Here is a 22,007-nt window from a genome sequence, read left to right on the forward strand (position 1 = left end):
CAGCCTCGCCTTGGCGCGGACCACCTCCGGGTCACTGTTCTTCGGCGGCCCCAGCTCGCCCGTGACGGCGAACTGGCCGCTGCGGAGCACCCGCTCCAAATTGCTCCCTGATTTCATAATCCTCCTTCTATCTGATCCGCCACTGCGGGCGGAAAATGTTTGGCAATTTCTTTATTGAACGCTGATGGTCGGCCCGGCGCATCCGCAGAACGGCCATTTAGATCGGTTCAACGGCTCTCAGGTGCCGTTCTACATATCTAAGGGGCGGTACACCAGCCCTTAGGAGTCGTTCAACGGCTCGGCGGATACGTTCTGCGTATTATCAAGGCGGTTTTGTAGGGGCGAAAAATCTTTCGCCCCTACCTGCCTGTCAATGCTTCCCGCCGCCGCAGCCCATGCCGCCGATGCCTTTGCCCGCTTCGATCTCGCGGCGCATCGCCATATCCATCAGCACGCGCTCTTTCTTCTTGTTGATGCCCAGAGCCTCGCGCTTCTCCTCAATGGCCGCGATCATCGCCTTGGCAATGTCGAGCGGCTCGCTTGCCACGCCCCAGCAGGCACCGTACTCCTCCTTCAGCCCCTTGAGGAGGTAGTCGGAGAACTTCTTAGCCCCGTTGATCGGCAGATTCTGGAAGATGACGTGCGCACCGCTGGCGACAAAATACTGCCCAATGGCAACCGCCTTCTCACTCATCCAGACCGGCGCAGTGCCAACCGCAGGCAGCTCCGCTATGTCGTTGCCGAGACCGCCTTCACGCACCATCTCGGTCAGCGCGATGAGCAGGCGGGAGTTGTCCACGCAGGAGCCGACGTGCAGCACCGGCGGCATACCCACTGTCTCGCAGACCTCGCGCAGACTGTCGCCGGCAAACTCGGTTGCCGCCTCTGGCCGCATCAGACCAACCCGGCCCAGGGCCTGCGCCGCGCAGCCAGTGGCCAGCACCAGCACGTTGTTCTTGATCAGCTCTTTGGCAATGATCTCATGTACGTTGTCGGCGTGCTTGTAATGCTCGCAGCCGACAATCGCAGCCACGCCCCGGATGCGGCCATTGATGATGTTGTCGTTCAGCGGGCGGTACGACTGCCGGAAACGGCCGCCGAGCATGTAATTGATGGTCTCGTGCGAGAAGCCGACCACCACGTCAAACTTTTTGTCCTTGGGAATGTAGTACGGCCCGCGCTTCTTGAAGTTGCCGATGGCGTGGGTGAGAATCTTTTTCGCCGAGGCGTAGGCATCGTGCTCGTCAAACTGGATATGCACCGCGTCAGGCATCATGGCCCGGTAGTTGGTGGTGATGATGTCGGTGTGCTTGTCCTTCACCACCTGCGCGACCGACTGCATTACGCACTGCACGTCAACGACCATCGCCTCGACCGCGCCGGTCGCCAGCACCATCTCCTGCTGAATAAAGGAGCCTGCCACCGGGATGCCCCGGCGCATCAGAATTTCGTTGCCGGTGCAGCAGACACCAGCGAGATTGATGCCCTTAGCCCCGGCCTTCTTGGCCAAGGCCAGCATCTCCTCGTCCTCAGCAGCGAGGCAGAGCGATTCTGCCAAAAGCGGCTCATGGCCATGCACGGTGATGTTGACCATATCCTCGCGCAGCACGCCCAAGTCAATAATCGCCCGCTTGGGCACCGGCGTGCCGAACATGATGTCGGTCAGCTCGGTGGAGAGCATGGACGCGCCCCAGCCGTCGGCCAGCGCGCAGCGGGAGGCTTGGCGCATGATGTTGTGGTATTCCTGATCCACGCCCATGTGGGTGCGGTGCATCATCTCGACCACCTCTCGATCCACGCCGCGCGGCTCCACGCCCTTGGCCTTCCATATCTTCTGCTGCTTCTCCGGCGCACGCTTGAGCATGGTCAGCGGCGTGTTGTCCTGCTGGCCAAACTCAGCTAAAGCGCGCTCGCCCAGCTCAAAGGCGATCTCGTTCTTGTCGCGGCCCTCGGTGGCAATGCCGAAGAGCTGGGCCATCTTGTGCAGCTTGGCCACGTCTTTGATCTGATGCGGGGTCTGGCCCTTGGCTGTGGCGATGAAGCCGCGCACCATCTCGCGGGCATGGTCGGTATGAGCAGCGGTGCCTGCGGCGATAATACGGGCGAAGTTGCGGGCGGCCACGGTGTCGGCAGTGGCCCCGCAGATGCCGACCATGGATTCCACGCCGTCAATGATCTGGCACGGCCCCATGTTGCAGTTCTTGCAGCAGGTGCCCTGCGAACCGAAGAGGCAGGCAGCCATGCCCCGCTCTTCAAGCCGGGTGTAGGCGGTGCGGACTTGTTTGGCTAAATCTTGACTGAGCAGCTCGCGGGTGGAGCTGGCGGTGATCTCGTTACTGCTGGCGATGCGGCTGGGCTTGGCCATTGCTGTTCTCTCCTTTGGGAATGGGTTGAAACGGTCACGCCAGCCCGGCGAACTGCTTCGCCGACTGAACGGTGTTCTTCATCAGCATGGTGATGGTCATCGGCCCAACTCCGCCCGGCACCGGCGTGATGGCAGCGGCCTTCTCCTTCACCGAATCAAAGTCCACGTCGCCTGCGAGCTTGGCCTTGCCGGATTCAGTTACGCCGACGCGGTTGACCCCTACATCAATCACCACCACGCCTTCCTTGACCTGATCGGCCTTGATCATGTTGGCCACCCCGGCTGCGACAATGAGAATGTCCGCCCGCTTGGTGTGGAAGTCCATGTCCTTGGTCCGGGTGTGGCAGAGTGTGACGGTGGCGTTGCCGCCCGCCCGCTTTTGTAGCATCAGGTTGGCTACTGGCTTGCCCACGATGTTCGAGCGGCCCACAACCACGACCTCGGCCCCGTCCGTCTTCACGCCGCTGCGCTGAAGCAACTCGATCACGCCGTGCGGGGTGCAGGGCAGGAAGCATTTCTCGCCCAGCACCATGCGGCCCACGTTGACCGGATGGAAGCCGTCCACGTCTTTGTCCGCGCTGATGGCGTTCAGCACCTTAGCCTCGTTGATTTGCTTGGGCAAGGGCAGCTGGACAAGGATGCCGTGAATCTTTGGGTCGCTGTTGCACTTCTCCACCAAGGCCAAAAGCTCGGCCTCGCTGGTATCAGCGGGCAGCGTCACCTGCTCAGAGTGAATACCCAGCTCCTTAGCGGTCTTGTTCTTCGCTGCCACATAGGACTGCGAAGCAGGATCTTCGCCGACCAGAATCGTGACCAGACCTGGCACGACATTATGCTTTGCGGCCAAATCGGCAACTTCTGCCTTCAGCTCCGCCCGAATTTCCTTGGCGACTTCGGTTCCGCTGATGATCTTTGCGCTCATGAATCTTCCTTGAAAAAATATATAATCTGGCAGCCGAAGCTTCTGCCGCCGGAACAGCGGAAATGAAGCAGTCGGCTGAATGAAATCGGATTTCTGGTTACTGAGGATAAAGAGAATATATACTCCATTCTCTGTATTTTTTTCAACGTAAATTCTCTGCCGCGCCTCTTCTTGAAACGCTTTTTTCATTTTTGTTCTCTGCCCGTCGTGCTGCAAGCCTCCAGCAGGCAGTAGAAAATAGACCTCTTGCAGAAGCCAACAAGCAGGTTGCAGCGGCGAGCGAACCGGTTTCTTCTGTTGCGATGTTTTTCGCATAACCCTGAGTTACTCTTCCTTTCTTGCTCGCTGGCAAAGGAGTCTGGCTTGGCCAAAGAGGCGTTCTAGCGACTTGGCAAGGAGTGCTACTCGGCAGAAAAGGAGTTTGGCCGAGTAGTAAAGGAGTTTTGTTAAGCCGCAAAGGAATCTTGCCGATTTGGAAAGGAGTTTTAGTCGGCCAAACTCCTTTGCGGCTTAACAGGAAAGCAGTTTGGCCAAGCCGAACTCCTTTTTTGCCGAGTACAACTCCTTTCTGGCCAAGCCGAACTCCTTAATAAACGAGCAGGACTCTTCTTCAGCCTGCTTGCTATTTACTGTAAATCCTTCTTGTTGACTTATACAGGAGATCTATTTTTGTGCTCTGCCCGTCGCGCTGCACGCCTCCAGCAGACGGTAAAAAAATGAGCACCAGCAAAAAAGACTTGCGAAATCCGCTGCTGTTCATCTTCCGTTCATCTGCGACTGGGTAAGATGAAAGCAGAAAGAGGAGAGAAATCAGCCTAACTCGGCATGATTTCAGAGGAGCAAGCAGTGGGGGCAGTTCCCCGCAGAAGAGGAAAAAAATGAAGAACAAGAGAATAGAGTCAGCAGGAAGGATCTTTTTGGCAACAGTAGTGGCAGGCTTGTTGCTGCTTTCCAGTTCAGCAGTAAGAGCACAGAGCACACAGCCTCCTGTAAGTGATACAATAGCCCATTGCGGCTGCGACAAGAAGGCAGGCATTGAGATGTACGTGCAGAACATTATCAATGATGCCCAAAAGCGCGGCATGAGCTGTGATACTGCCAAGATTCATGCCTTTGCCTGCATTACATCGTACTGCTCTATCTGCAAAGAGCACCCTGGTATTATGGAGAACTGTATTAAGATGGGTGCTGAGTATTTCGCCGCATCGCCTGGTTTCTGCCAAACAGCAGGACAGCTCGCTGAAGGACAGCCTGCATCGATCCAATAATATCCAGCAGCATTCAGCTCTGGTTACAGAAGAAAACAATTTGGGCACCTCTGCCCCGACTCCTCCTCTGCGTCAATGGTGGCGCGGAACAGGGGCAGAGGTGCTGTTTGCCCAACAAAAACAACAAGGCTTCTCAGCGTCTCTGCCCCGACTCCTCCTCTGCGTCAATGGTGGCGCAGAATAGGGACAGAGACGCTGTCTTAAACGCCGCTGCAAAGAGTTGTTGGGTATATTCATGCTTGGGCTGGGCGAATATCTGGTCTGCAAGACCGGATTCCACAATGTTCCCTTGGCGCATAACCACCAATTCATCCGCTAAAGAACGCAGCACCCGAAGATCATGGGTGATAAAGATATACGTCAAGCCGTGTCGCTCTTGAAGCCGCTGAAGCAGCGTAATGATCTGGGCCTGAATAGTCACGTCTAATGCTGAAGTAGGCTCGTCAAGAATCAGCAACTCCGGTTTCAGGATCAAGGCTCGAGCAATCGCAATGCGCTGCCGCTGGCCACCAGAGAATTCATGCGGAAAACGGCCCATCATCTCTGGATCAAGTTCTACCTCTAACAACACCTGTTCAACTAAAGCCTTCCGCTCTTGCCAGCGGAGCTGCGGTTCATATACCTGCAAGCCTTCGCCAATGATCTGTTCCACGGTCAAACGGGGTGAAAGCGCGGAAAAGGAATCCTGAAAGACAATCTGAAGGTGGCGACGCAGAGGTCGGAGCTGGCGGCTGCTGAGATTGGAGAGCAGAATTTCCTGATCTTCACCGTTGTAATAACGAATTATCCCCTGAAATGGAGTCAATCTCAGGAGGCAAAGGGCAAGAGTGCTCTTCCCCGAACCAGATTCGCCAATAATGCCCAACGTGGTGCCTTGGCGGATAGTAAGACTAACATCATCCACTGCCTTCAGCACCGTTGTTTTGCGCCGAAAGAACCCTCCCCCCGACTTGAGTGCAAACCCACACGTTATGCCTTCCAGCTTTGCCAGCACCCTGCCTCCGACTGTCGGGATTTTTCTTTCTTGAGGAATGGCATTCAGCAGCCTGCGGGTGTAGTCTTCCTTGGGTGCGGCAAAAAGAGCTGCCGTGCTGTTCTGTTCTACAATCAAGCCCCGGTACATGATCGAAACGCTGTCTGCCACCTTCTTGACTAAAAGCAGGTCGTGCGTAATCAGGAGCACTGCCATCTTGAACTCTTGCTGCAAATCTTTGATTAAGTCCAAAATTTGCGCTTGAATAGTCACGTCTAAGGCGGTAGTCGGCTCATCAGCAATCAGCAAGTTCGGGCGGCACGCCAGGGCCATTGCAATCATCACGCGCTGCCGCTGACCACCTGAGAGTTGATGTGGATACGCAGTGAAGCGGCTCTCTGGTTCCTGAATGCCAGTACGAGCCAACAGGCTTATTGCCTCCTTGCGGGCTTCCTCCTTGGACATCTGCCGATGCAGCAGCAGCGGTTCCATGAGCTGATGACCAATGGTATAGACCGGGTTCAGGGAGGTCATCGGCTCCTGAAAGATCATGGCGATCTCGTTGCCGCGTACTGCTCGGATTTCCTTCTTGTCTAAGCGCAACAAATCGTTGCCTTGAAAGAGAATACGCCCGCCAGTACGGACTGCACTCACATCCTCCAGCAGGCGGAGGATTGACAGGGCTGCCACAGACTTACCAGAACCAGATTCACCAACCAGAGCATGGGTTTTACCTTGCTCAATGGTCAGATTGATGCCGTGCAACACCTCAGTATCGCCGCCAAGTTCCTCATCCGCACAGAAAGAAAGAGTAAGATTTTCAATTGCCAGCAGTGGTTTCATGCGAAGAACCTCTTTATTGAACAAGCAAGCTGAATCAGGGTGCATAAGGGCGTTGTGCAACGTTCCAACACTTAGAGTAATCGCATATTTTTTCTTATAAAGAAAGAAAAAAGCAGGGGTAGTTTTTCGGATCTCTTGGCAAAGCTGCTTTGAGGCGGGTGTTGTAAAAGAGCAGGAAAGAGGAAGGCGTGACAAACGGAACCATCAACCGGGAGCTGGCCGCGCTGTCGCATCTGTTTTCCAAGGCGGTTGAATGGAAATGGATTGATCACCACCCGGCCAAGATAAACCGCCTGCAAGAGGATGGCGGCAGGATGGTCTATCTGACCGCTGCGGGTGGCACTTTGGCTCCGCCTTCGCCCGCCCTGTTCTATGCCTCGCGGTTGGGAAAACGTGCCATGACTGCCTCCCGCGCTGTTTCTGCTGGGATTTTTTCAGGCTGAAATGCCGTATTGGAAACTGCAAATGCCTTTGGGAACGCTTGCCATGCCGCATTTCATGCTTTCCGAGCCTCATGTCACGCTTGAAATGCCACGTTTCACGTTTGCTTTGCCTCGCGGCAAGCGTGACATGCCACGCAGCATGTTTGCCGAAAGGCTCGGAAAGCGTGAAACGTCACAGGGAACGCTTGCTTTGTCTTTCGGCAAACATGAAACGTCGCGTTGCAAGCGTGATATGCTCCGGGGAAAGCGTTCCGCGCCGCAAGTAAAGCGTGACATGCCGCACGGAATGCTTGCTCCGTCTCGCAGGAAATTGCACCTGGCACATTGCAAGCGTACCATGCCGCACGGCAAGTTTGCAGCGAGGAGTTGTCGATTGCCTTTAAAGTTGAGTTACTTCTCGGCCTCGCTTGTGTTCCCAACCTACCCTTTGAAATGGCAAAAGAAAAAGGGTTGCCGCCTACTGGCCGCAACCCTTTGCATTTACTGGTGCCAGAACGAGAATCGAACTCGTACAGCTACGAAGAGCCGAGGGATTTTCAGTAATTCAGGCATATTTTCCGGCAAGTTCTCTTTTGTTCTTAACTCATTGATATAGTTGGAGTCGATAGCACTGCCTTTGCTCCAGCCATGCTCTTTTCTTCTGCCAAATTCCCTTGTTTTCTTGGCACGATTACACAGGAATTACACAGAGCGTTGCACAGGAAAAATATGCGTAACTGCCTTTCATAAATTGAATTCTTCTGGCTGTTCATAGCTCTTTCAGCTCATCTTCATGCGCAACGAACTTTCTGAAATGATGCACCCACCATTTCAGGCTGTGATCGTATGATTTTTCCGGTGCATTGGTTTTCAATTTTCGATGGCAATAATTCAACTGCTTCAGCCAGCGTGCTGTTTTCCGTAGCCGTTCAAAATCAACGCGGTGCTGATGATAGATCAGATAGACTTCAACGATGAATCGGGCTATCCGTCCATTTCCGTCATTAAACGGGTGGATATAGACAAATCGCTGGTAGAACTTGGCTGCAACCTTTACCGGATCAGCCGGATGCAAGATGAGTGTTGAGAGATTTTGCCGCAACATGCGCTCAATCGTTCCCGGCTCGGCCCCTGCAAATTGATTTGTTGACGGGCCGAAGAACACTTCACCTTTGTTTGGATCAGTTGCCTTTCGATACTCGCCAGCATTGCTCAGAATGCCGCCAAAAAGCTGTTTATGGAGTTCCGCCGGAATTTCCTGAAAGAATGCCTTAACAGCTTGCTGCGGCAATTTCTTCAGTGCTTCGGCGAACTCTTCCGCAGGCAGTTGGCTGTTGCAGAAGTCTTTGATCCGTTCTATTGCCGCCTCAAGAGAAATGGGAGGGGTGACAGAAAAATCCTGCATAAGTTCTGCAAGGTATTTCCTGTCGTGTGAATCAAAAGAGTGGGGCAAAGCAATCAGAAGAATTTTTGCAGGAAGCGTCTTGCGTTTTCATCCGCTTTTTTGCGACGCTCCAGATAATCTGCATAAGAAGGATATGACGCATAGTTTTCCGCCTCTTCTTCGGTCATGTCCATTGTGAATGAATACCAAGAATTGGTTTTCAGAACGAAATATTCCCCTTCATTCCATTTCTTGCCTTGGAAATTTCTTGCAAAGGAAAGTCTGGAATAGTAATCATAGATAACCTGATCAGGAATGACCTGATCGGGCGGCGTGTCTGTCCACGGTGTTTCTTTATGTGTCATTGCGCTCAAAGCAACAGCGGACTGGTTCACATAAGGATCGAGGAAGAATTTCAGCATCTCCGCATCTTCACCTTGTATCTGCTGCTCTGATGGAGTTGCAGGCGCAGGAATGGTCTGCTTGCTGAAATCCCTATAGGCAAGATAAATAGACCTGTTCACCGGGCCATATTCCCACCGTTCAAATGCAGCATCAATGCACGGCCTGCCTGCAACAAGTGCCCATGCCTTTGCGTAATAGGCAAGTTTCTGCAATTTCATCGGAGTGATGTTCTTATCAGGGTAAGAAATCAAGATGAATTCGGCGAGTGCAGCGGCGTTGATTTGGCACATGATGGCAGATTGTATCGAGCAAGAGTTTGAAAGGGAAATACACAGCCCGACAGGCTCTGGAAAAACAGGAATACAGCTCAGTGTATTGTATCCTGCTGTAGATAGGTTGTCAATTCTTCTGAAAGGATATGCCGCAGCCGCTGTTTTTATCCTCTCTGTTGCAGTGCTGCTGTCACCATGTTGTTCGGCCCGCCTTCGCCCGCCTTGTTCTATGCCTCGCGGTCGGGAAAACGTGCCATGACTGCCTCCTGTGCTGTTTTTTCTGAATTTATCTCAAGTTGAAATGCCGTGTTTGCAACTGCAAACGCCTTTAGGAACGCTTGCTATACCGCATTTCATGCTTTCCGAGCCTCATGTCACGCTTGAAATGCCACGTTGCACGTTTGCTTTGCCTCGCGGCAAGCGTGACATACCGCGCAGCATGTTTGCCGAGCCTCACAGAAAGCGTGAAACGTCACGCGGAACGCTTGCTTTGCCTCGCGGCAAGCATGAAACGTGGCATTTCAAGCGTGCCATACGCCGGGGAAAGCGTTCCGCGCCGCAAGTGAAGCGTGACATGCCTCAAGGAATGCTTGCTCCGTCTCTCAGAAAATTGCACCTGGCACATTGCAAGCGTGCCATGCCGCACGGCAAGTTTACAGCGAGGGGTTGGTGATTGCCTTTAAAGTTGAGTTACTTCTCGGCCTCTCTTGTGTTCCCAACCTACCCTTTGAAAAGGCAAAAGAAAAAGGGTTGCCGCCTGTTGGCCGCAACCCTTTGCATTTACTGGTGCCCAGAACGAGAATCGAACTCGTACAGCTACGAAGAGCCGAGGGATTTTAAGTCCCTTGCGTCTACCTGTTCCGCCATCCGGGCTTAAGGCACATCGCAGCAAAGATTACTTCTTGTGCACGCATTTGTCAAGAGACCTCCTGCTGCTGTTGCCTGCTTAGATCAGAAACTCAATCTTGTTGTCGCCAGGCTTCATCTCTGGGCAAAGGCGAATTTCAATCGTTGCCTGATGCCTGTTTTCCAGATCATTGATATCTAGCCGCTTCTTATTGAGCAGATATTGTCCAACCTCTAAGGGAAGACTCGCTTCTACCCGGTTAACCTTTTTCCGACTCACCCCGGTTTGGATGCGCCGCAAGTAATAAAGAGCTAAGGTTTCCACAGAACGGATCACCCCACGCCCAGCGCAGTATTCGCAGATATGGTAACTGCCTTTCTCAATCGGGGCACCCATCTTTTGCCGGGAAATCTGCATCAGGCCAAAGCGGGAAATGCGGCTGATATCCACCTTGGCCTTGTCCCGCTTCATCGCATTCTTGACCCGACGCTCCACCTCTTTGATATGGGAGCTGTTGCGCATGTCGATAAAATCGACCACGATCAGACCACCAAGATCACGCAAGCGTAGCTGGCGGGACAGCTCCTCTGCTGCCTCCACATTGGCGAGGAAGATGGATTGATCGAAGTCGCCTTTCTGGGAAGTGCGGCCAGAGTTTACGTCAATCGCTACGAGAGCCTCAGTGGGATTGATTACAATGGAACCACCTGACGGTAGCTGCACCTGCGGCTGGTAAATGGATTCGATCTGTTCTTCAATACTGTGCTGATTGAAGATTGGCTTTGCACCTCGGTGCAGCTTAACCTGCACTTTTCGCTGCTGCTCTGGTAGGCTGACAACAAAGCGCGTTGCTTGTTCATAAGCCTCCTCGGTATCGACGATAATCTCCTTGATCTCTGGCGTGAAATGATCGCGCAAGAAGCGGACAACCGTGTCCTGGTCTTCGTAAACTAAGGCAGGCGCAGATAGGGTCTGACCACGCTGTCTGATCTCGCTCCACAGCTTGAGGAGATGGGCAAGGTCTTCTTCCAAGGCTACTTGCGTGATCTCGGCACTGGCGGTACGGATAATGTAACCGATACCTTCTGGTAAACTCAGGCCAGACATCATCTGCCGCAGCTCACCTCGCCGCTCCTCACCGGAAATCTTGCGGGAAATACCAGTGCTATCGCTGCCCGGCATGAGGACAAGGCAGCGGCCAGGCAGCGAGAGGAAGGTGGTCATGTTAGCCCCCTTGTTGCCAGTCACTTCTTTAACCACTTGCACCAGCACTTCCTGACCTCGACTAACCACATCTTCAATCTTGAGCTTCCGCCACTGTTGCTGGCGAATCAAAGCGCGGCTTTGCTCGCTGATATCTTCCTTGTAGTATTCTGGATGGATATCGCTGAAGGGCAGAAAGCCGTTACGCCCGGTACCGATCTCGACAAAGGCGGCTTGGAGATTAGCCTCAATCGAGATAATCCGGCCTTTGTAGATATTGTTTTTAGTCCGCTCATGCACCGCAGTGGTGACATGAAAAGCCTCTAACCGCCCGTTCTCGACAATGGCAATCCGGCATTCTTCTGGTTCTTCAGCGTTAATCAGCAGTTTGGCCGCAACTTTTATGCTGCTCTCCCTGCTGTCTGACTCCTGCGGCTCTTCCTCCTGCACCTCGTCGGCATCTTCCTCGTCTGCTCTGCTTTTTTGACTGCGCTTGCGGTCAGGCCGCTTTTTCCGCTGCCCTTGTTCAACACTCACCTCTTCTGGTGCAGGCTGGATGATCTCTGCGCCAGCAGGTGGATTCTCTGCTGTCTCTGGCTGCGGTGCTTCTCCTGTTCTGTTTTTTTTGCCGCCGCGTCGGCGAGGCCGCTTCTTTTTAACAGGCAGCTCGTTACCAGCCTCCTGCGTAGATGGCGCAGATTCTACTGCCATCATTTCTCCTGCTGCTGGCCCTGACTCAGCAACGAGTTCCAATACCTCTTCTTCTGCCTGCGGAAAAGACTGCGCCTTGTCCTGGGGAACAGCGACCGCAGTCGGTGCTGTTTCTTCGGTAGGCGCGGGCACGGCTTCAGCCTCTATCTTCTTTTTCCTTGGTGCTCTCTTGCGAGGCACCTTCTTCTCTGGCGGCGTTTCCTCCTTCGCCTCCTCCTGGTCAGCCGCGCTTTTCCACCACGCTCCAGTGCCTACTTTGCGCACCTTTTTTTCCTGCTGTTCTTCTTCGGAGGGCTTCTCCGCTTCATCGGTCATAATTCAGCATCCTAAATGAAAAAGTAACTATGCGAGCAGCTACTCAGGCCAACTGCGCCTCAATCTGATAATAGAGCCTGCCGTTGTGCATCCGCTTGTGGAGCAGACCATCCCGGACCAGCGCGTCTAGTAACTGCTCAATCCTGTCCGCGCCTCCCACATGGAAGACGCGGTTTATGTCGGCAGCCGTGCAAGGCCGCCGTTTCAGCATTTCCACAATCTCATCCCGCAAAGCCTGCTGATCAGCAGGGCGGTCGAGATTAAAAAAACTTTTCTGCCCTTTGGCACGACTCTCCTCCTGCACCGCACCACCAGAGAGCAGATCAACAGGCCGGTGCGGATCGTGGCGCAGAAACTCTGCGGCAATGACCTCCATTCTCGCTCCTGCCACAGGCTGGGCAAACGACTCCAACGGCGGACGAATCACAGTATTAAGCTGAATGCGGTCAAGCCGCATCCGTGCTGCTGCGGTGCAAAGGGCCGCCACTTCCTCATCAGTGTCGTTGATGCCCTGCACCAAGAGGATCTCCAGCCAGAGCTGACCCCTGAAATCCTGCGAAAAAAAAGCCAGCCCTTCTATGATCGCTTCCAGATCAAGGCATTTGGCTGGGCGGTCGATCTTCCTGAATCCAGCAACCAGAGCTGAGTCCAGCGAAGGAATAACCACGTCAGCCAAGGCCAGCTCTTTGCGCACCTGCGCGTCCCAGAGCAGGGTACCGTTGGTTAATACTGCCACAGGTTTCTTTGCCGTCCTCTTGAGATGGGCAATGATTTCGCCCAAAGCGAGATGCAGGGTCGGCTCACCGCTGGCCGTGACAGTAACGAAATCTACTTCCTCAGCCCGTTCCTGTTGCCGGAAAAAGGTATCAATTTCTGAGAGGATGGCCGAAGTAGGGGCGTACTCGGCCCGTTCGCAGGTTAGGCAGGTAGTTGCCCCGACCTCGCAGTAGATGCAGTTCAGGGAGCAAATTTTTTCCCGGAAGAGATCAATGCCCAGCGAGCATCCGAGCCGCCGGGAGTTGACCGGGCCGAAGATGTAGTTCATAGGAACACTGGGAAGATGCGGAAGCTGCTGCCGCTGAAGGAGCACCACCTTAGCAAGGGTGAGTTTGAAGGTCAAAAATCTGGCTACGCAATACCTCGCTGTATAAAAGAAAATCCTGCTTTGCGCAAGGGTAAACTGCGCCTGCATCTGCGCCTTTTCCCTTGACACAAGGGGGCCGGAAGCGTAAGTTTGAGGCTGAATCAGCCTAACTGTAAGCTGTTCCTTTCCCTTACCATCTCACAGGAGCGCGTCAAGGTGCATTCCCTCAGACATCTATTTCCTGCCGCAATTTTTTTCTGCTGCCTCGCCTCTGCCCTGCATGCACAGGCAGAATCTGTCAAGGCCCTGCAATGGGAGATCAATGCCGACAAGCTGACCCGGCTGGAAAATCCAGCCAGGATTGCTGCTGAAGGCCATGTTGAATTAACCAAGATCGAGAAAACAACCGGGCCAAAAACGGACAAAAAGAAGACGAATTGGAATGATCTGCTGGGCGAGGATACCTCATCAGCAGCTGCCAAGCCAGCAGTTGATGAGGTGACTGACGCGCCAGTCAGCGAACCAACGGCAGATCAAGATACCTTAGCCCACTCCAAGACCGTGCCGGTCATCAGTGAGAACGCTCCTACCCCGGAGATTATCACGGTCTCCAAGGTTATGAGCACGATTAAGGCAGACCGAATGCTCTATGACCTTGACGCAGGCACAGTGCAGATGGACGGCAAAGTGTTCATCGAAATTGGCCCTGATCAACTTACGGCTGATAGTGGTTCAGTCAACCTCAAGCAAGAAACCGGCTCCTTTGAGAATGCGGCTATTGTCCGGCAGTACAAAGATATGCACTTTGAAGGCCGGAAGATCGAGAAGACCGGCGAGCTTACCTACCATATTGAGGATGGCTGGATCATCACCTGCAAGCTGAAGGACGACGAAGTGCCACCGTGGAGCTTTAAAGCCGCTGAAGCAGACATCACTGACGGTGGTTATGCCTATCTCAAGCACGCGACCTTCCGTATCAAGGATGTACCTATCCTTTATACTCCTATCATGATTCTACCTGCTAAAAGCACCCGACAAACAGGCTTTCTTTTCCCGCTTGTCTCCATGTCGGATCGAAACGGCTTTGGCACGGAACTACCTTTCTTCGTTAATCTCTCACCCAATAGCGATATTACCCTCTATCCGCACTACATCGCCAACCGGGGCTTGATGGCTGGGGCAGAAGGCCGCTATGTGTTGGATCAGGGAGACAAAGGCACAGTTATGGCGAGCTTTCTCTCCGATGATTTAGAGGCTGAAGGCCGCTATACATACACTGAGCAGGAACGCTACTGGCTTCAGGGCAAGGCTGATCAGCAGTTTGGCGAGTGGACCACCCGGCTGGACTTTGATCTGCTCTCTGACCGCGACTATCTCACGGAATTTGATTTTGGTCGTACCGGCTTGACCGCAAGCGACCGCTATTATTTGGAGCAATTTGGTCGTGGTCTCCAAGATAGAACCGTGGATCAGCGCACTAATACCTTGCGCACCCTGCGTTCTTGGGGAAATGGCATGTCTCTGCAAGCCAATTTAATGGGTATCGACGATCTCAGGGAAGAGGAAAAGGGATCCACCTCCCTTTGGAAGCTGCCTGAAGTCAAACACAATGGCCGCTTGCCCCTGTATGACGAGGTTAAGACGGATTTATCCTGGAACACAGACTATGTGCATTATTGGCGCGAGGAAGGCGTAGGTGCGCAGCGGATAGACCTCTATCCAAAAGTAACGACTGCCGTACCATTGCTGGATCAGCGACTCAATACGTCGGTTGGCGTTGGTGTGCGGGACACGATGTATGCTATTGACGGCAATGGCAATGAGAACTGGGAGAACAGCGACACTGAGAACCGGCTTTTAGGCACTATTGAGTCAGAAGTCTCCAGTCTCATGCGCAAAGATTTTGGTGAGCCAGAGGATGGCAGCTGGAGCCATGTCTTCCGACCCTTTCTCAAGCACACGTACGTCACTGAGGCAGACCAAGAACTGCCTGTTTTTGACAGCGTGGACAGCTTTGACGACCAAAACAAAATCACCTACGGGGTGAACAACTTCTTCCTCATTTCTGGGCTGAAGCGGAATAACGAGGCGTTTGAGCGGGATTATGGCTACATCAAACTCCAGCAAGGTTATGACCTGCGCAGCCAGGCAGAAGATGAGCCTTTTCTACCTGTAGAGCTGCGCACTGCCTGGTATCCTGTGCAAAATATGACGCTCAAGTATGAGACCGACCTCAGCGTCTATGACGATGGCTTTCTCCGGCATTTTGCCGAAGGCGATTACCTGAACAAGCGAGGCGACCTGTTCTCCTTGGATTATCTGTTCTACAAAAATCTGGTTGGTGGCGAAGACACCAATTCAGTGCGGGCTTCTACGTTATTTCATTTGATGTACGATTTCTCCGCAGGCTATTCGTTGGAGAAATCTTTGGAGAACTCCCTCACGGTTTCCGAGAAATTCCGCTTGATCTATCATCCTGCCTGCTGGGCAGTGGAGTTGGCCGCAGAAACCACGCCGGATAACGAGCAAATCACGATTATGTTTCAGCTCGCGAACATTGGCGCACCCTTTGGCTTAGACTTGCTGGGACGATAAATGAAGAGCTGCATTGATGTGTTCAATGGTGATGCTGATGGCATCTGTGCCTTGCACCAACTCAGGCTTGCACAGCCGCAGCCAGCCGCTCGTTTGGTCAGCGGGGTAAAGCGGGACATCGAGTTACTCCAGCAAATCGAGGAGGTCAGCGACAGTAGCATCACGGTGCTGGATATTTCTTTGGACAAGAACCGGGCCAGCCTGAGCAAAATTCTGGCCAAGGGCAATCAAGTCTTTTACGCTGATCATCACTATGCTGGCGAGGTGCCAGTCTCTGAGCAGTTGACCGTGCATATCGATCCAGAACCGCTGCTCTGCACCTCGTTGATCATTAACTGGCTTTTGGAAGACCGCTACGCGCTGTGGGCCGTGGTTGGGGCCTTTGGCGACAACCTCGATGAAGCAGCCAAGCTGCTTGCGCAGAAGCTGGAAGTCAGCGAAGAAGAGCTGGCCCAGCTGCGGGAAGTCGGCATCCTCCTCAACTACAATGGCTACGGCGCAGCCATCGAGGATCTGTTCTTTCATCCAGCTGAGTTATACCGTCACGTTCAGCCCTATGCTAGTCCCCTGGTTTTTCATGCCGAGGCCCAGGTTTTGCGCACCTTACGGGAAGGGTATCGCGATGATATGGACAAGGCCCTGGCCACCAAACCACTTTATGAAGACGCAACAGGCCGGGTGTTCCAGCTGCCAGCCGCTGCGTGGGCGCGACGAGTCTCTGGGGTCTGCGCTAATGCCTTTGCCAACCAGCGGCCAGACCAGGCCCATGCCCTGCTCACCGAAAACAGCGACGGTTCACTGCTGGTTAGCGTCCGTGCGCCCTTGCGCAACCGCAATGGGGCTGATTTGCTCTGCCGCCAATTCCCCACGGGCGGCGGTCGCGCCGCTGCCGCAGGGATTAACGTCCTGCCTGCGGAGCAATTAGACAGTTTTATCCAGGCCTTTATCCAGCAATTTGGGCCGCAATCTGCTTCCTAATCACTTCTACCCTTTTGGCGTTTCTTTATGCACCTTGCTTGCTTGTCACGTTCCTTTTTCTTGGCCGCGCTTCTTTTCTCCTTGTCTGCGGCCAATCTGGTTGCCGGGCAATCTCAAGGTCCCAAGGCCGCTGATCTGGTGCAGGATGGCCAGCTCATCAACCTGCAGGAGCCCAAATACAAGGCCTTGTTCCAGGAACTGGAGCAGCAGCACCATTTCCGGCCAGAAGAGCTGCGGCAAATCTTTCACGGCCAGAAAATCTCCAAAAAGGTGCTGGAGCTGATGGATCGGCCCTGGGAAGCCAAGCCTTATTACAAATACTTTCCCCTGTTTCTTACCCCACAAAACATCCAAACCGGCAAAGAAAAGCTCTGGCAGTATCGGGAAGTGCTGGATCGGGTGGAACAACAGTTTGGCGTGGATCGGGAATTCATTGTGGCCATCTGGGGAGTCGAGACCCGCTACGGTACCAACCAGGGCGATTTCAAAGTACTCCCGACCCTGAACACCCTGTTTGATGCCTATCCCAAGCGGTCGGATTTTTTCCGCGAACAACTCGTGCATTTCCTCCTGCTGTGCAAGGAGAACGGCATTGATCCGCAGACCATCAAGGGTTCCTATGCTGGGGCTTTTGGTCAAACCCAGTTTATCCCCTCATCGTTCCGCGCCTTTGCCGTGAGCTTTGATGGCAATCAGCAAAAAGATGTTTGGAATTCGGTGCCAGACGTGCTGGCCTCGATTGCCAACTACATCAAAAAGCATGGCTGGGTGTTAAACGCGCCCGTCTATGCTGAACTGGGCAGCAAACTCCAAAATGGGCGGCTGACAGAGGCGATGGACAAGGGTTGGAAAAAAGGCCGGGTGCCTTGGCAGCTTGTCAGGGAGATGCAGCAGGCCAATTTGCCGCCTTCACCCGGTAATCGGCCCCTATCTATCGTTGGCTTGGAACTTGATCCGCAGCAATCGCCCCAGGCTTTCCGCTATATCGCGGGTTATCCCAATTTCCAGGCGATTACGGAGTGGAATCACTCGAATCGCTACGCTATGGCTGTGGTTGAGCTGGCCGAAAAGTTGGCCAAACCGTAATCATTGCAGGGTTAGCTCTATAATTTCGTTCTGGGTGCCGATTCGTAAGGGCGGCCCCCAGCACGCAGTGCCCTGGCTAACGAAAAGCAGGGTGTTTTGCTCCTGATAAAAGCCTTTCAGGTAGGGTTGCTTGAGGTGCACCAGATAACTGAAGGGCCAAATTTGCCCGCCGTGGGTGTGGCCTGAGATCATCAGGTCAACGCCATAGGGTGCCACTTCCTTGATCGCCAGTGGTTGGTGCGCCAGCAGGATAATCTTCTTGTTCACCAGCCCGCCAAGGGCCTTGGCATAGTCTGGGGCCTCTTTTTTGCCGAATCTACCTGCCCGATGATCGTTGACTCCCGCGATCACCAGCGTTTCTGTTCCCCGTTGCAGCTCGATCCGTTCGTTGCGCAAGATGCGCACGCCCTGTTTCTCAATTTCCGGCAACCAGTCCTCGATGCCACTGTAATATTCATGATTGCCGGTGACAAAAAACACGCCTTCTTTGGCTTTGAGCTGGCGTAACGGCGCAAGTCCATCAGGCAAAAGTTTGCTTTTATTGTCCACCAGGTCGCCAGTAATGGCGACAAGATCCGGTTGCAGCAGGTTAACCTGCTGCACGATCTTGGCCAGTTTGTGAACAGAGGTTAGCTCGCCCATATGGATGTCGGAAATCTGGACAATCTTAAAGCCCTGGAAGGCCGCAGGCAGATTGGCCAGTTTGACCGGAAAGCGTTGCACCACCGGCTGCTTGGCAGCCTGCTTAATCCCAACACCAGCTAACCCGCCAACTAGCAGTACGGAGAACAGGGCGAACGCACGGGCCTGCCGCTGCTTTTGCGCTGGATTGACCCGCTTGCGTTGGCCTGGCAACAGGCAGCGCAGGAGGAAGCAGAGGATTTTCAGGCAGTCGGTAAAGAGAAAAAGGAAGAAGAACAGGGTGATTAGCCCCAACCAAAGATAAGCCAGCCAGAGCAGAGGAAATATCTGGCTAAAGGCCAACTCTCGCGCCAGAAACTTAGCCAGCCAGGGCAGAAAAAACAGGACGATAATCAGGCCAGTGCCGATTTTTTTCTGCTTACCAAGCAGACCAGGGTCTTTGACTAGCCGTTTCCAGAGGTAAAAGTGCATGAAGGCCAGAATGAGCAGAAGCATAACGAAGAAGCGGAGAACATACAGGTTCGTTAACATGAGTCATCCCTGGTTTGCAGCCAGTGGCGGCTGTTATGGCTTGAATAGAACGTGGTAGTGCAGGTGTGTACCTTGATTGTACAGTTTGCGCCGCTGCTTTTCAACGAGCGCAGCCTGCTAACAACTCTTGTTGGCCAAGCAACAAAAGGTTCTGGTTAAACAAGAGAAGGTGTTTGCCAAGCAGAAGAAGGTTGTTGCTCGGTAAGAGAAGGTTCTGGCTCGACAACAAAGAGTTGTTGCTCGGCAACAAAATGTTCTGGCAGAACAGAAGAAGGTTGTTGCTTGGCCACAAAGAGTTGTTGCCGAGCAACAAAAGGTTCCTGCCAAGCTACACAAGGTTGTTGTTAAGCCAGAACCTTCTTTTGTCGATCCACAAAGAGTTATAGCTCGGCAGCAAACTTGTGTAGCTTGACAAGAACCTTGTGATATTTCGCCTCAGACCATTCTTTCTTCAGACCAATCGTTATGGGCAAACTCCGCATGATCTGGCTTGACTGGTTTAACCTCGCGCATTCGTTGTTTGAGCCATTGCAGTACCTTATCAAGCTCTGCGGCGAACTCCTGCATGGCGCGGCCTCGGTGACTGACCTGGCTTTTTTCCGCCATACTGACTTCCGCAAAGGTCTTGCCGAATTCTGGGTAATAAAACACGGGATCGTAGCCGAAACCAGCTTCTCCTTGTCGCTCGGCAGTGATTTGCCCTTCGCAGCGACCTTCCCAGGTTAACGCCGGACCGTGTGGCACAGCCAGCGACAGGACGCAGACGAAGCGGGCAGCGCGCTTGGTTTGGCCCTGCATCTCGTGCAGGAGCTTGGTACAGTTGTCCCAGTCTGTGGCCTTCTCGCCGCTATAGCGGGCAGAATATACGCCTGGGGCACCATCGAGTGCATCGACAACTAAACCAGAGTCATCGGCTAACGCAGGCAGGCCAAGGATCTTGGCATAATGTAAAGCCTTCTTGTAAGCGTTCTCCTCAAAGGTCGCACCGTCCTCTATCGCCTCTGGCATGGGGCCAAAGTCCTTCAGACAGCGGATTTCCACGGGAAAATCCTTGACCAAGGCTTGCAATTCCTTCACTTTATTCTGATTACCGGTGGCAAGGACGATGATATTGTCCATAATCTGTTTCCTCTGGATGAATTTTTCGCTCTCCTGCTGGGCTGTTGAAAGCATGGGAAAACAGCCTGCTGCTTACTCTTCGGCCAGCGACTGACCGCCCCATCATACCTGATGCGCATTGACTTTGCATCGGGTTCAGGTAAAATTTCCCGGCTGCGCGGCGTATCTGCCGACCTTGCTCACCTTCACGCCAGGAGCTAGCCGATGAAGAAAGTCTTGTTCCTTGTCCTGCTGCTGGCCGGAGTCGCTGGCGCAGCCTTGTATTACGTGCAACAGGCAGTTGCCCCGCTTGCTGGCAGCGACTACTACGCTGATTACCTACCCACAGATGCCTTGGCCACCGTCACACTGCTGGATATGCAAGGCCTTGCCAAGGTCTTCCCGGAATCTGCCTTGGCCAAGTTCTTCGCCAAGCCAACCATGCGGGCCATCTTGACTGAGCAGCAGGCAACTGAGGAGACTCTGCACCAATACGACGAGTTGTATGACAGTGCCAGCCAGTTACTGGACAATCCTGTCGTTCAGCAGCTTTTCGGCGATGATCTGACCTTGGCCCTGCTCGCCCCTGATCCTGCCCGCCTTAAAACCCACCCGGCAGAAGAACAGAAAAAGATACTGCTCGCCTTTGGCTCTTCCGCAGCAGCCGAATCAGCGCAAAGCCTGGCCCGTTTGACCTTGCGCGACAGCTTTAGCAAGGAGACTATCAATGGCCTTGAGCTGACCCGCATTCAACTCGACAACAACGAAGTGCTCTACAGCTCTGCCAAAGACGGGGTGATCCTGCTTGCCTTTAACCCAGAGACGATTGCCATCGCCCTCAAGCAGAAAGCAACGGGTCACAGCTTGCGGAATACCCCTGCCTTTGTCGCGGCGAAAAAGTTCTGGGCAGAAGCGAGCCAAGACCACTGCTTTGTACAATTCTACGCCAACCCGGAAAAGGTCAGCAGCTTGGTTGCTGCTGTTGGCAAGCCAGAGCTGAAGAAGGCCGCCGCGTATTTGCAGGGATTCAAGAGCATCAGCAGCGTAACCATCGTCCATCAAGGCGATGTGCAGGTGAAAAGTAGGGTTGATTATGATCTTGCCAAGCTGCCTGAGTCGGTGCGCCAGCAGTATCAGCCCTTGCCGGAAAAGAACAATCTGAGCCTCCATCTGTTGACCGACAAGACCCTGCTGTATAGCTGGTTTTCTGGCCTAAATGACCAGCTCTTTGCCGCTGTTGAGCCAGCTCAATATCAGGCTATGGACGCAGCCGTGCAGCAACAGCTGGGTCTATCGCTGCAAGGTCTCTTTGCAGCTCTTGGGCCGCAGGTTGGCATGACGGTCAGCGAGGTGGTGAGCACTGGTCTCTTCCCGCTGCCCAAGTTGGTGCTCTTTGCCCAAGTTCAGCAGCGAGAAACAGCCGTTAAGCTCGTAGAGACACTGCGGCAAAAGATGGCCGAGCAAAATATGGCCAAGGAACGAGTCATTGAAGTTAACGGCCACCCGATTTATTACTGGAGTCTGCTGCCCTCGGATGTTGCTCATCCTGCCCTGGCCCTGACCGACAAGATGCTCTACCTGGCCAACGGCGAAGCAGCCCTGAAAACCCTGCTGGCCGAGGAAGGCAAAGGACTGTCGCAGGCTATGCGCGAGCTGTTGGGTCCAAAGCTGACTGCTCAGTTCAGTGCAGCCAATGCTTCTGCCTTTACTTTACGGCCTGCCCTGCTGTCCACCGAGGCACAAAAAATGACGAGCTGGGCAGCCGCAGCCTTCTCAGCTTCAGCCCGTGTTTCTGCGGAACGGCTGCGGGAAGAAATTTTTCGCCTGCTGCAATCGCTGGACTTTGTTATAGGCTCTGCGCAGGCTCAGGAAGATCATGCAAATTCAGTTCTAGTTTTCAGAAGAAAAGCAGTATAATGAAAGAATAGAGACAGGACTTCTTAGCCTGCCTCGTGTTTTGCGGAGCAAGAAAGTAAGAATATTTCTCAGCAAAGCTGGTGCTGCTGCTTGACAGGATACCTCGCTACCCGATATTTAATAAAGCGGAGGAACCTGAAAACACA

Annotated in this window: 16 protein-coding genes and 1 tRNA gene; 7 read left to right on the forward strand and 10 right to left on the reverse strand. The window is 53.6% G+C overall.

Annotation, left to right across the window (positions count from 1 at the left end):
• Positions 1-370: 370 nt before the first annotated feature.
• Complete coding sequence (gene cooS / locus ACNKIB_RS14685) at positions 371-2,365, reverse strand: anaerobic carbon-monoxide dehydrogenase catalytic subunit (protein WP_417911320.1); 1,995 nt, start codon at positions 2,363-2,365, stop codon at positions 371-373.
• Between the two features lie 34 nt (positions 2,366-2,399).
• Complete coding sequence (locus ACNKIB_RS14690; RefSeq protein WP_417911321.1) at positions 2,400-3,287, reverse strand: bifunctional 5,10-methylenetetrahydrofolate dehydrogenase/5,10-methenyltetrahydrofolate cyclohydrolase; 888 nt, start codon at positions 3,285-3,287, stop codon at positions 2,400-2,402.
• 878 nt (positions 3,288-4,165) lie between these two features.
• Here ACNKIB_RS14690 and ACNKIB_RS14695 point away from each other — a divergent pair.
• Positions 4,166-4,555 (forward strand): hypothetical protein, encoded by a 390-nt coding sequence (locus tag ACNKIB_RS14695; RefSeq protein ID WP_417911322.1) that lies wholly within the window; start codon positions 4,166-4,168, stop codon positions 4,553-4,555.
• 133 nt (positions 4,556-4,688) lie between these two features.
• Here the strand turns inward: ACNKIB_RS14695 and ACNKIB_RS14700 are convergent, their stop codons facing one another.
• Positions 4,689-6,371: an ABC transporter ATP-binding protein gene (locus ACNKIB_RS14700; protein WP_417911323.1), complete on the reverse strand. Its 1,683-nt coding sequence runs from the start codon at positions 6,369-6,371 to the stop codon at positions 4,689-4,691.
• Positions 6,372-6,559: 188 nt separating this feature from the next.
• Here ACNKIB_RS14700 and ACNKIB_RS14705 point away from each other — a divergent pair, with 188 nt between their 5' ends.
• Both ACNKIB_RS14705 and ACNKIB_RS14710 read left to right on the forward strand, forming a co-directional pair.
• Positions 6,560-6,814, forward strand: a complete 255-nt coding sequence (locus tag ACNKIB_RS14705) for a hypothetical protein (RefSeq protein WP_417911324.1) — start codon at positions 6,560-6,562, stop codon at positions 6,812-6,814.
• A 1-nt stretch (position 6,815) separates the two neighbouring features.
• On the forward strand, positions 6,816-7,409 hold the full coding sequence (locus tag ACNKIB_RS14710) for a hypothetical protein (protein ID WP_417911325.1): 594 nt from the start codon (positions 6,816-6,818) through the stop codon (positions 7,407-7,409).
• 153 nt (positions 7,410-7,562) lie between these two features.
• Here ACNKIB_RS14710 and ACNKIB_RS14715 read toward each other — a convergent pair whose 3' ends face one another.
• The 5 genes from ACNKIB_RS14715 to ACNKIB_RS14735 all read right to left on the reverse strand — a co-directional run bounded on the left by ACNKIB_RS14715 (position 7,563) and on the right by ACNKIB_RS14735 (position 13,050).
• Positions 7,563-8,198, reverse strand: a complete 636-nt coding sequence (locus ACNKIB_RS14715; RefSeq protein WP_417911326.1) for a Fic family protein — start codon at positions 8,196-8,198, stop codon at positions 7,563-7,565.
• A 53-nt stretch (positions 8,199-8,251) separates the two neighbouring features.
• Complete coding sequence (locus ACNKIB_RS14720; protein WP_417911327.1) at positions 8,252-8,872, reverse strand: Panacea domain-containing protein; 621 nt, start codon at positions 8,870-8,872, stop codon at positions 8,252-8,254.
• A 766-nt stretch (positions 8,873-9,638) separates the two neighbouring features.
• Positions 9,639-9,727, reverse strand: a tRNA-Leu gene (locus tag ACNKIB_RS14725).
• A gap of 73 nt (positions 9,728-9,800) precedes the next feature.
• The gene (locus ACNKIB_RS14730) at positions 9,801-11,930 is read right to left on the reverse strand and encodes an Rne/Rng family ribonuclease (protein ID WP_417911328.1); all 2,130 of its coding nucleotides are present in this window, start codon (positions 11,928-11,930) and stop codon (positions 9,801-9,803) included.
• Positions 11,931-11,973: 43 nt separating this feature from the next.
• Positions 11,974-13,050 carry a radical SAM protein gene (locus tag ACNKIB_RS14735; RefSeq protein WP_417911329.1) on the reverse strand — a complete coding sequence of 359 codons (1,077 nt, stop codon included), beginning with the start codon at positions 13,048-13,050 and terminating at the stop codon, positions 11,974-11,976.
• Positions 13,051-13,164: 114 nt separating this feature from the next.
• Between ACNKIB_RS14735 and lptD the strand changes: the two genes are divergently transcribed.
• From lptD to ACNKIB_RS14750, 3 genes are read left to right on the forward strand one after another with little or no spacing between them, the layout of a single operon-like run.
• On the forward strand, positions 13,165-15,609 hold the full coding sequence (lptD, locus tag ACNKIB_RS14740) for an LPS assembly protein LptD (RefSeq protein WP_417911330.1): 2,445 nt from the start codon (positions 13,165-13,167) through the stop codon (positions 15,607-15,609).
• Complete coding sequence (locus ACNKIB_RS14745; RefSeq protein WP_417911331.1) at positions 15,610-16,587, forward strand: acetyltransferase; 978 nt, start codon at positions 15,610-15,612, stop codon at positions 16,585-16,587. It abuts the gene before it with no gap.
• Positions 16,588-16,614: 27 nt separating this feature from the next.
• On the forward strand, positions 16,615-17,673 hold the full coding sequence (locus tag ACNKIB_RS14750) for a lytic murein transglycosylase (RefSeq protein ID WP_417911332.1): 1,059 nt from the start codon (positions 16,615-16,617) through the stop codon (positions 17,671-17,673).
• On the opposite strand, the gene ACNKIB_RS14755 is transcribed toward ACNKIB_RS14750, so the two are convergent.
• Together ACNKIB_RS14755 and ACNKIB_RS14760 are read right to left on the reverse strand one after the other, a co-directional pair.
• A complete protein-coding gene (locus tag ACNKIB_RS14755; protein WP_417911333.1) occupies positions 17,674-18,846 on the reverse strand; it encodes a metallophosphoesterase in 1,173 nt (390 codons plus the stop codon).
• Between the two features lie 435 nt (positions 18,847-19,281).
• Positions 19,282-19,965 carry an XTP/dITP diphosphatase gene (locus ACNKIB_RS14760; protein ID WP_417911348.1) on the reverse strand — a complete coding sequence of 228 codons (684 nt, stop codon included), beginning with the start codon at positions 19,963-19,965 and terminating at the stop codon, positions 19,282-19,284.
• 204 nt (positions 19,966-20,169) lie between these two features.
• On the opposite strand from ACNKIB_RS14760, the gene ACNKIB_RS14765 reads away from it, so the two are divergent.
• Positions 20,170-21,861 (forward strand): DUF3352 domain-containing protein, encoded by a 1,692-nt coding sequence (locus tag ACNKIB_RS14765; RefSeq protein ID WP_417911334.1) that lies wholly within the window; start codon positions 20,170-20,172, stop codon positions 21,859-21,861.
• Positions 21,862-22,007 lie beyond the last annotated feature (146 nt).

It is taken from the genome of Candidatus Electronema sp. PJ (genome assembly GCF_048287395.1).
Taxonomy (GTDB): Bacteria; Desulfobacterota; Desulfobulbia; order Desulfobulbales; family Desulfobulbaceae; genus Electronema.

Coding starts and splice junctions, on each gene's coding strand:
- ACNKIB_RS14715 (WP_417911326.1), bottom strand. CDS start 8,198: ATGCAGGATTTTTCTGTCACCCCTCCCATTTCTCTTGAGGCGGCAATA.
- cooS (WP_417911320.1), bottom strand. CDS start 2,365: ATGGCCAAGCCCAGCCGCATCGCCAGCAGTAACGAGATCACCGCCAGC.
- ACNKIB_RS14755 (WP_417911333.1), bottom strand. CDS start 18,846: ATGTTAACGAACCTGTATGTTCTCCGCTTCTTCGTTATGCTTCTGCTC.
- ACNKIB_RS14690 (WP_417911321.1), bottom strand. CDS start 3,287: ATGAGCGCAAAGATCATCAGCGGAACCGAAGTCGCCAAGGAAATTCGG.
- ACNKIB_RS14760 (WP_417911348.1), bottom strand. CDS start 19,965: ATGGACAATATCATCGTCCTTGCCACCGGTAATCAGAATAAAGTGAAG.
- ACNKIB_RS14710 (WP_417911325.1), top strand. CDS start 6,816: ATGCCGTATTGGAAACTGCAAATGCCTTTGGGAACGCTTGCCATGCCG.
- ACNKIB_RS14745 (WP_417911331.1), top strand. CDS start 15,610: ATGAAGAGCTGCATTGATGTGTTCAATGGTGATGCTGATGGCATCTGT.
- ACNKIB_RS14750 (WP_417911332.1), top strand. CDS start 16,615: ATGCACCTTGCTTGCTTGTCACGTTCCTTTTTCTTGGCCGCGCTTCTT.
- ACNKIB_RS14695 (WP_417911322.1), top strand. CDS start 4,166: ATGAAGAACAAGAGAATAGAGTCAGCAGGAAGGATCTTTTTGGCAACA.
- ACNKIB_RS14765 (WP_417911334.1), top strand. CDS start 20,170: ATGAAGAAAGTCTTGTTCCTTGTCCTGCTGCTGGCCGGAGTCGCTGGC.
- ACNKIB_RS14700 (WP_417911323.1), bottom strand. CDS start 6,371: ATGAAACCACTGCTGGCAATTGAAAATCTTACTCTTTCTTTCTGTGCG.
- ACNKIB_RS14730 (WP_417911328.1), bottom strand. CDS start 11,930: ATGACCGATGAAGCGGAGAAGCCCTCCGAAGAAGAACAGCAGGAAAAA.
- ACNKIB_RS14720 (WP_417911327.1), bottom strand. CDS start 8,872: ATGTGCCAAATCAACGCCGCTGCACTCGCCGAATTCATCTTGATTTCT.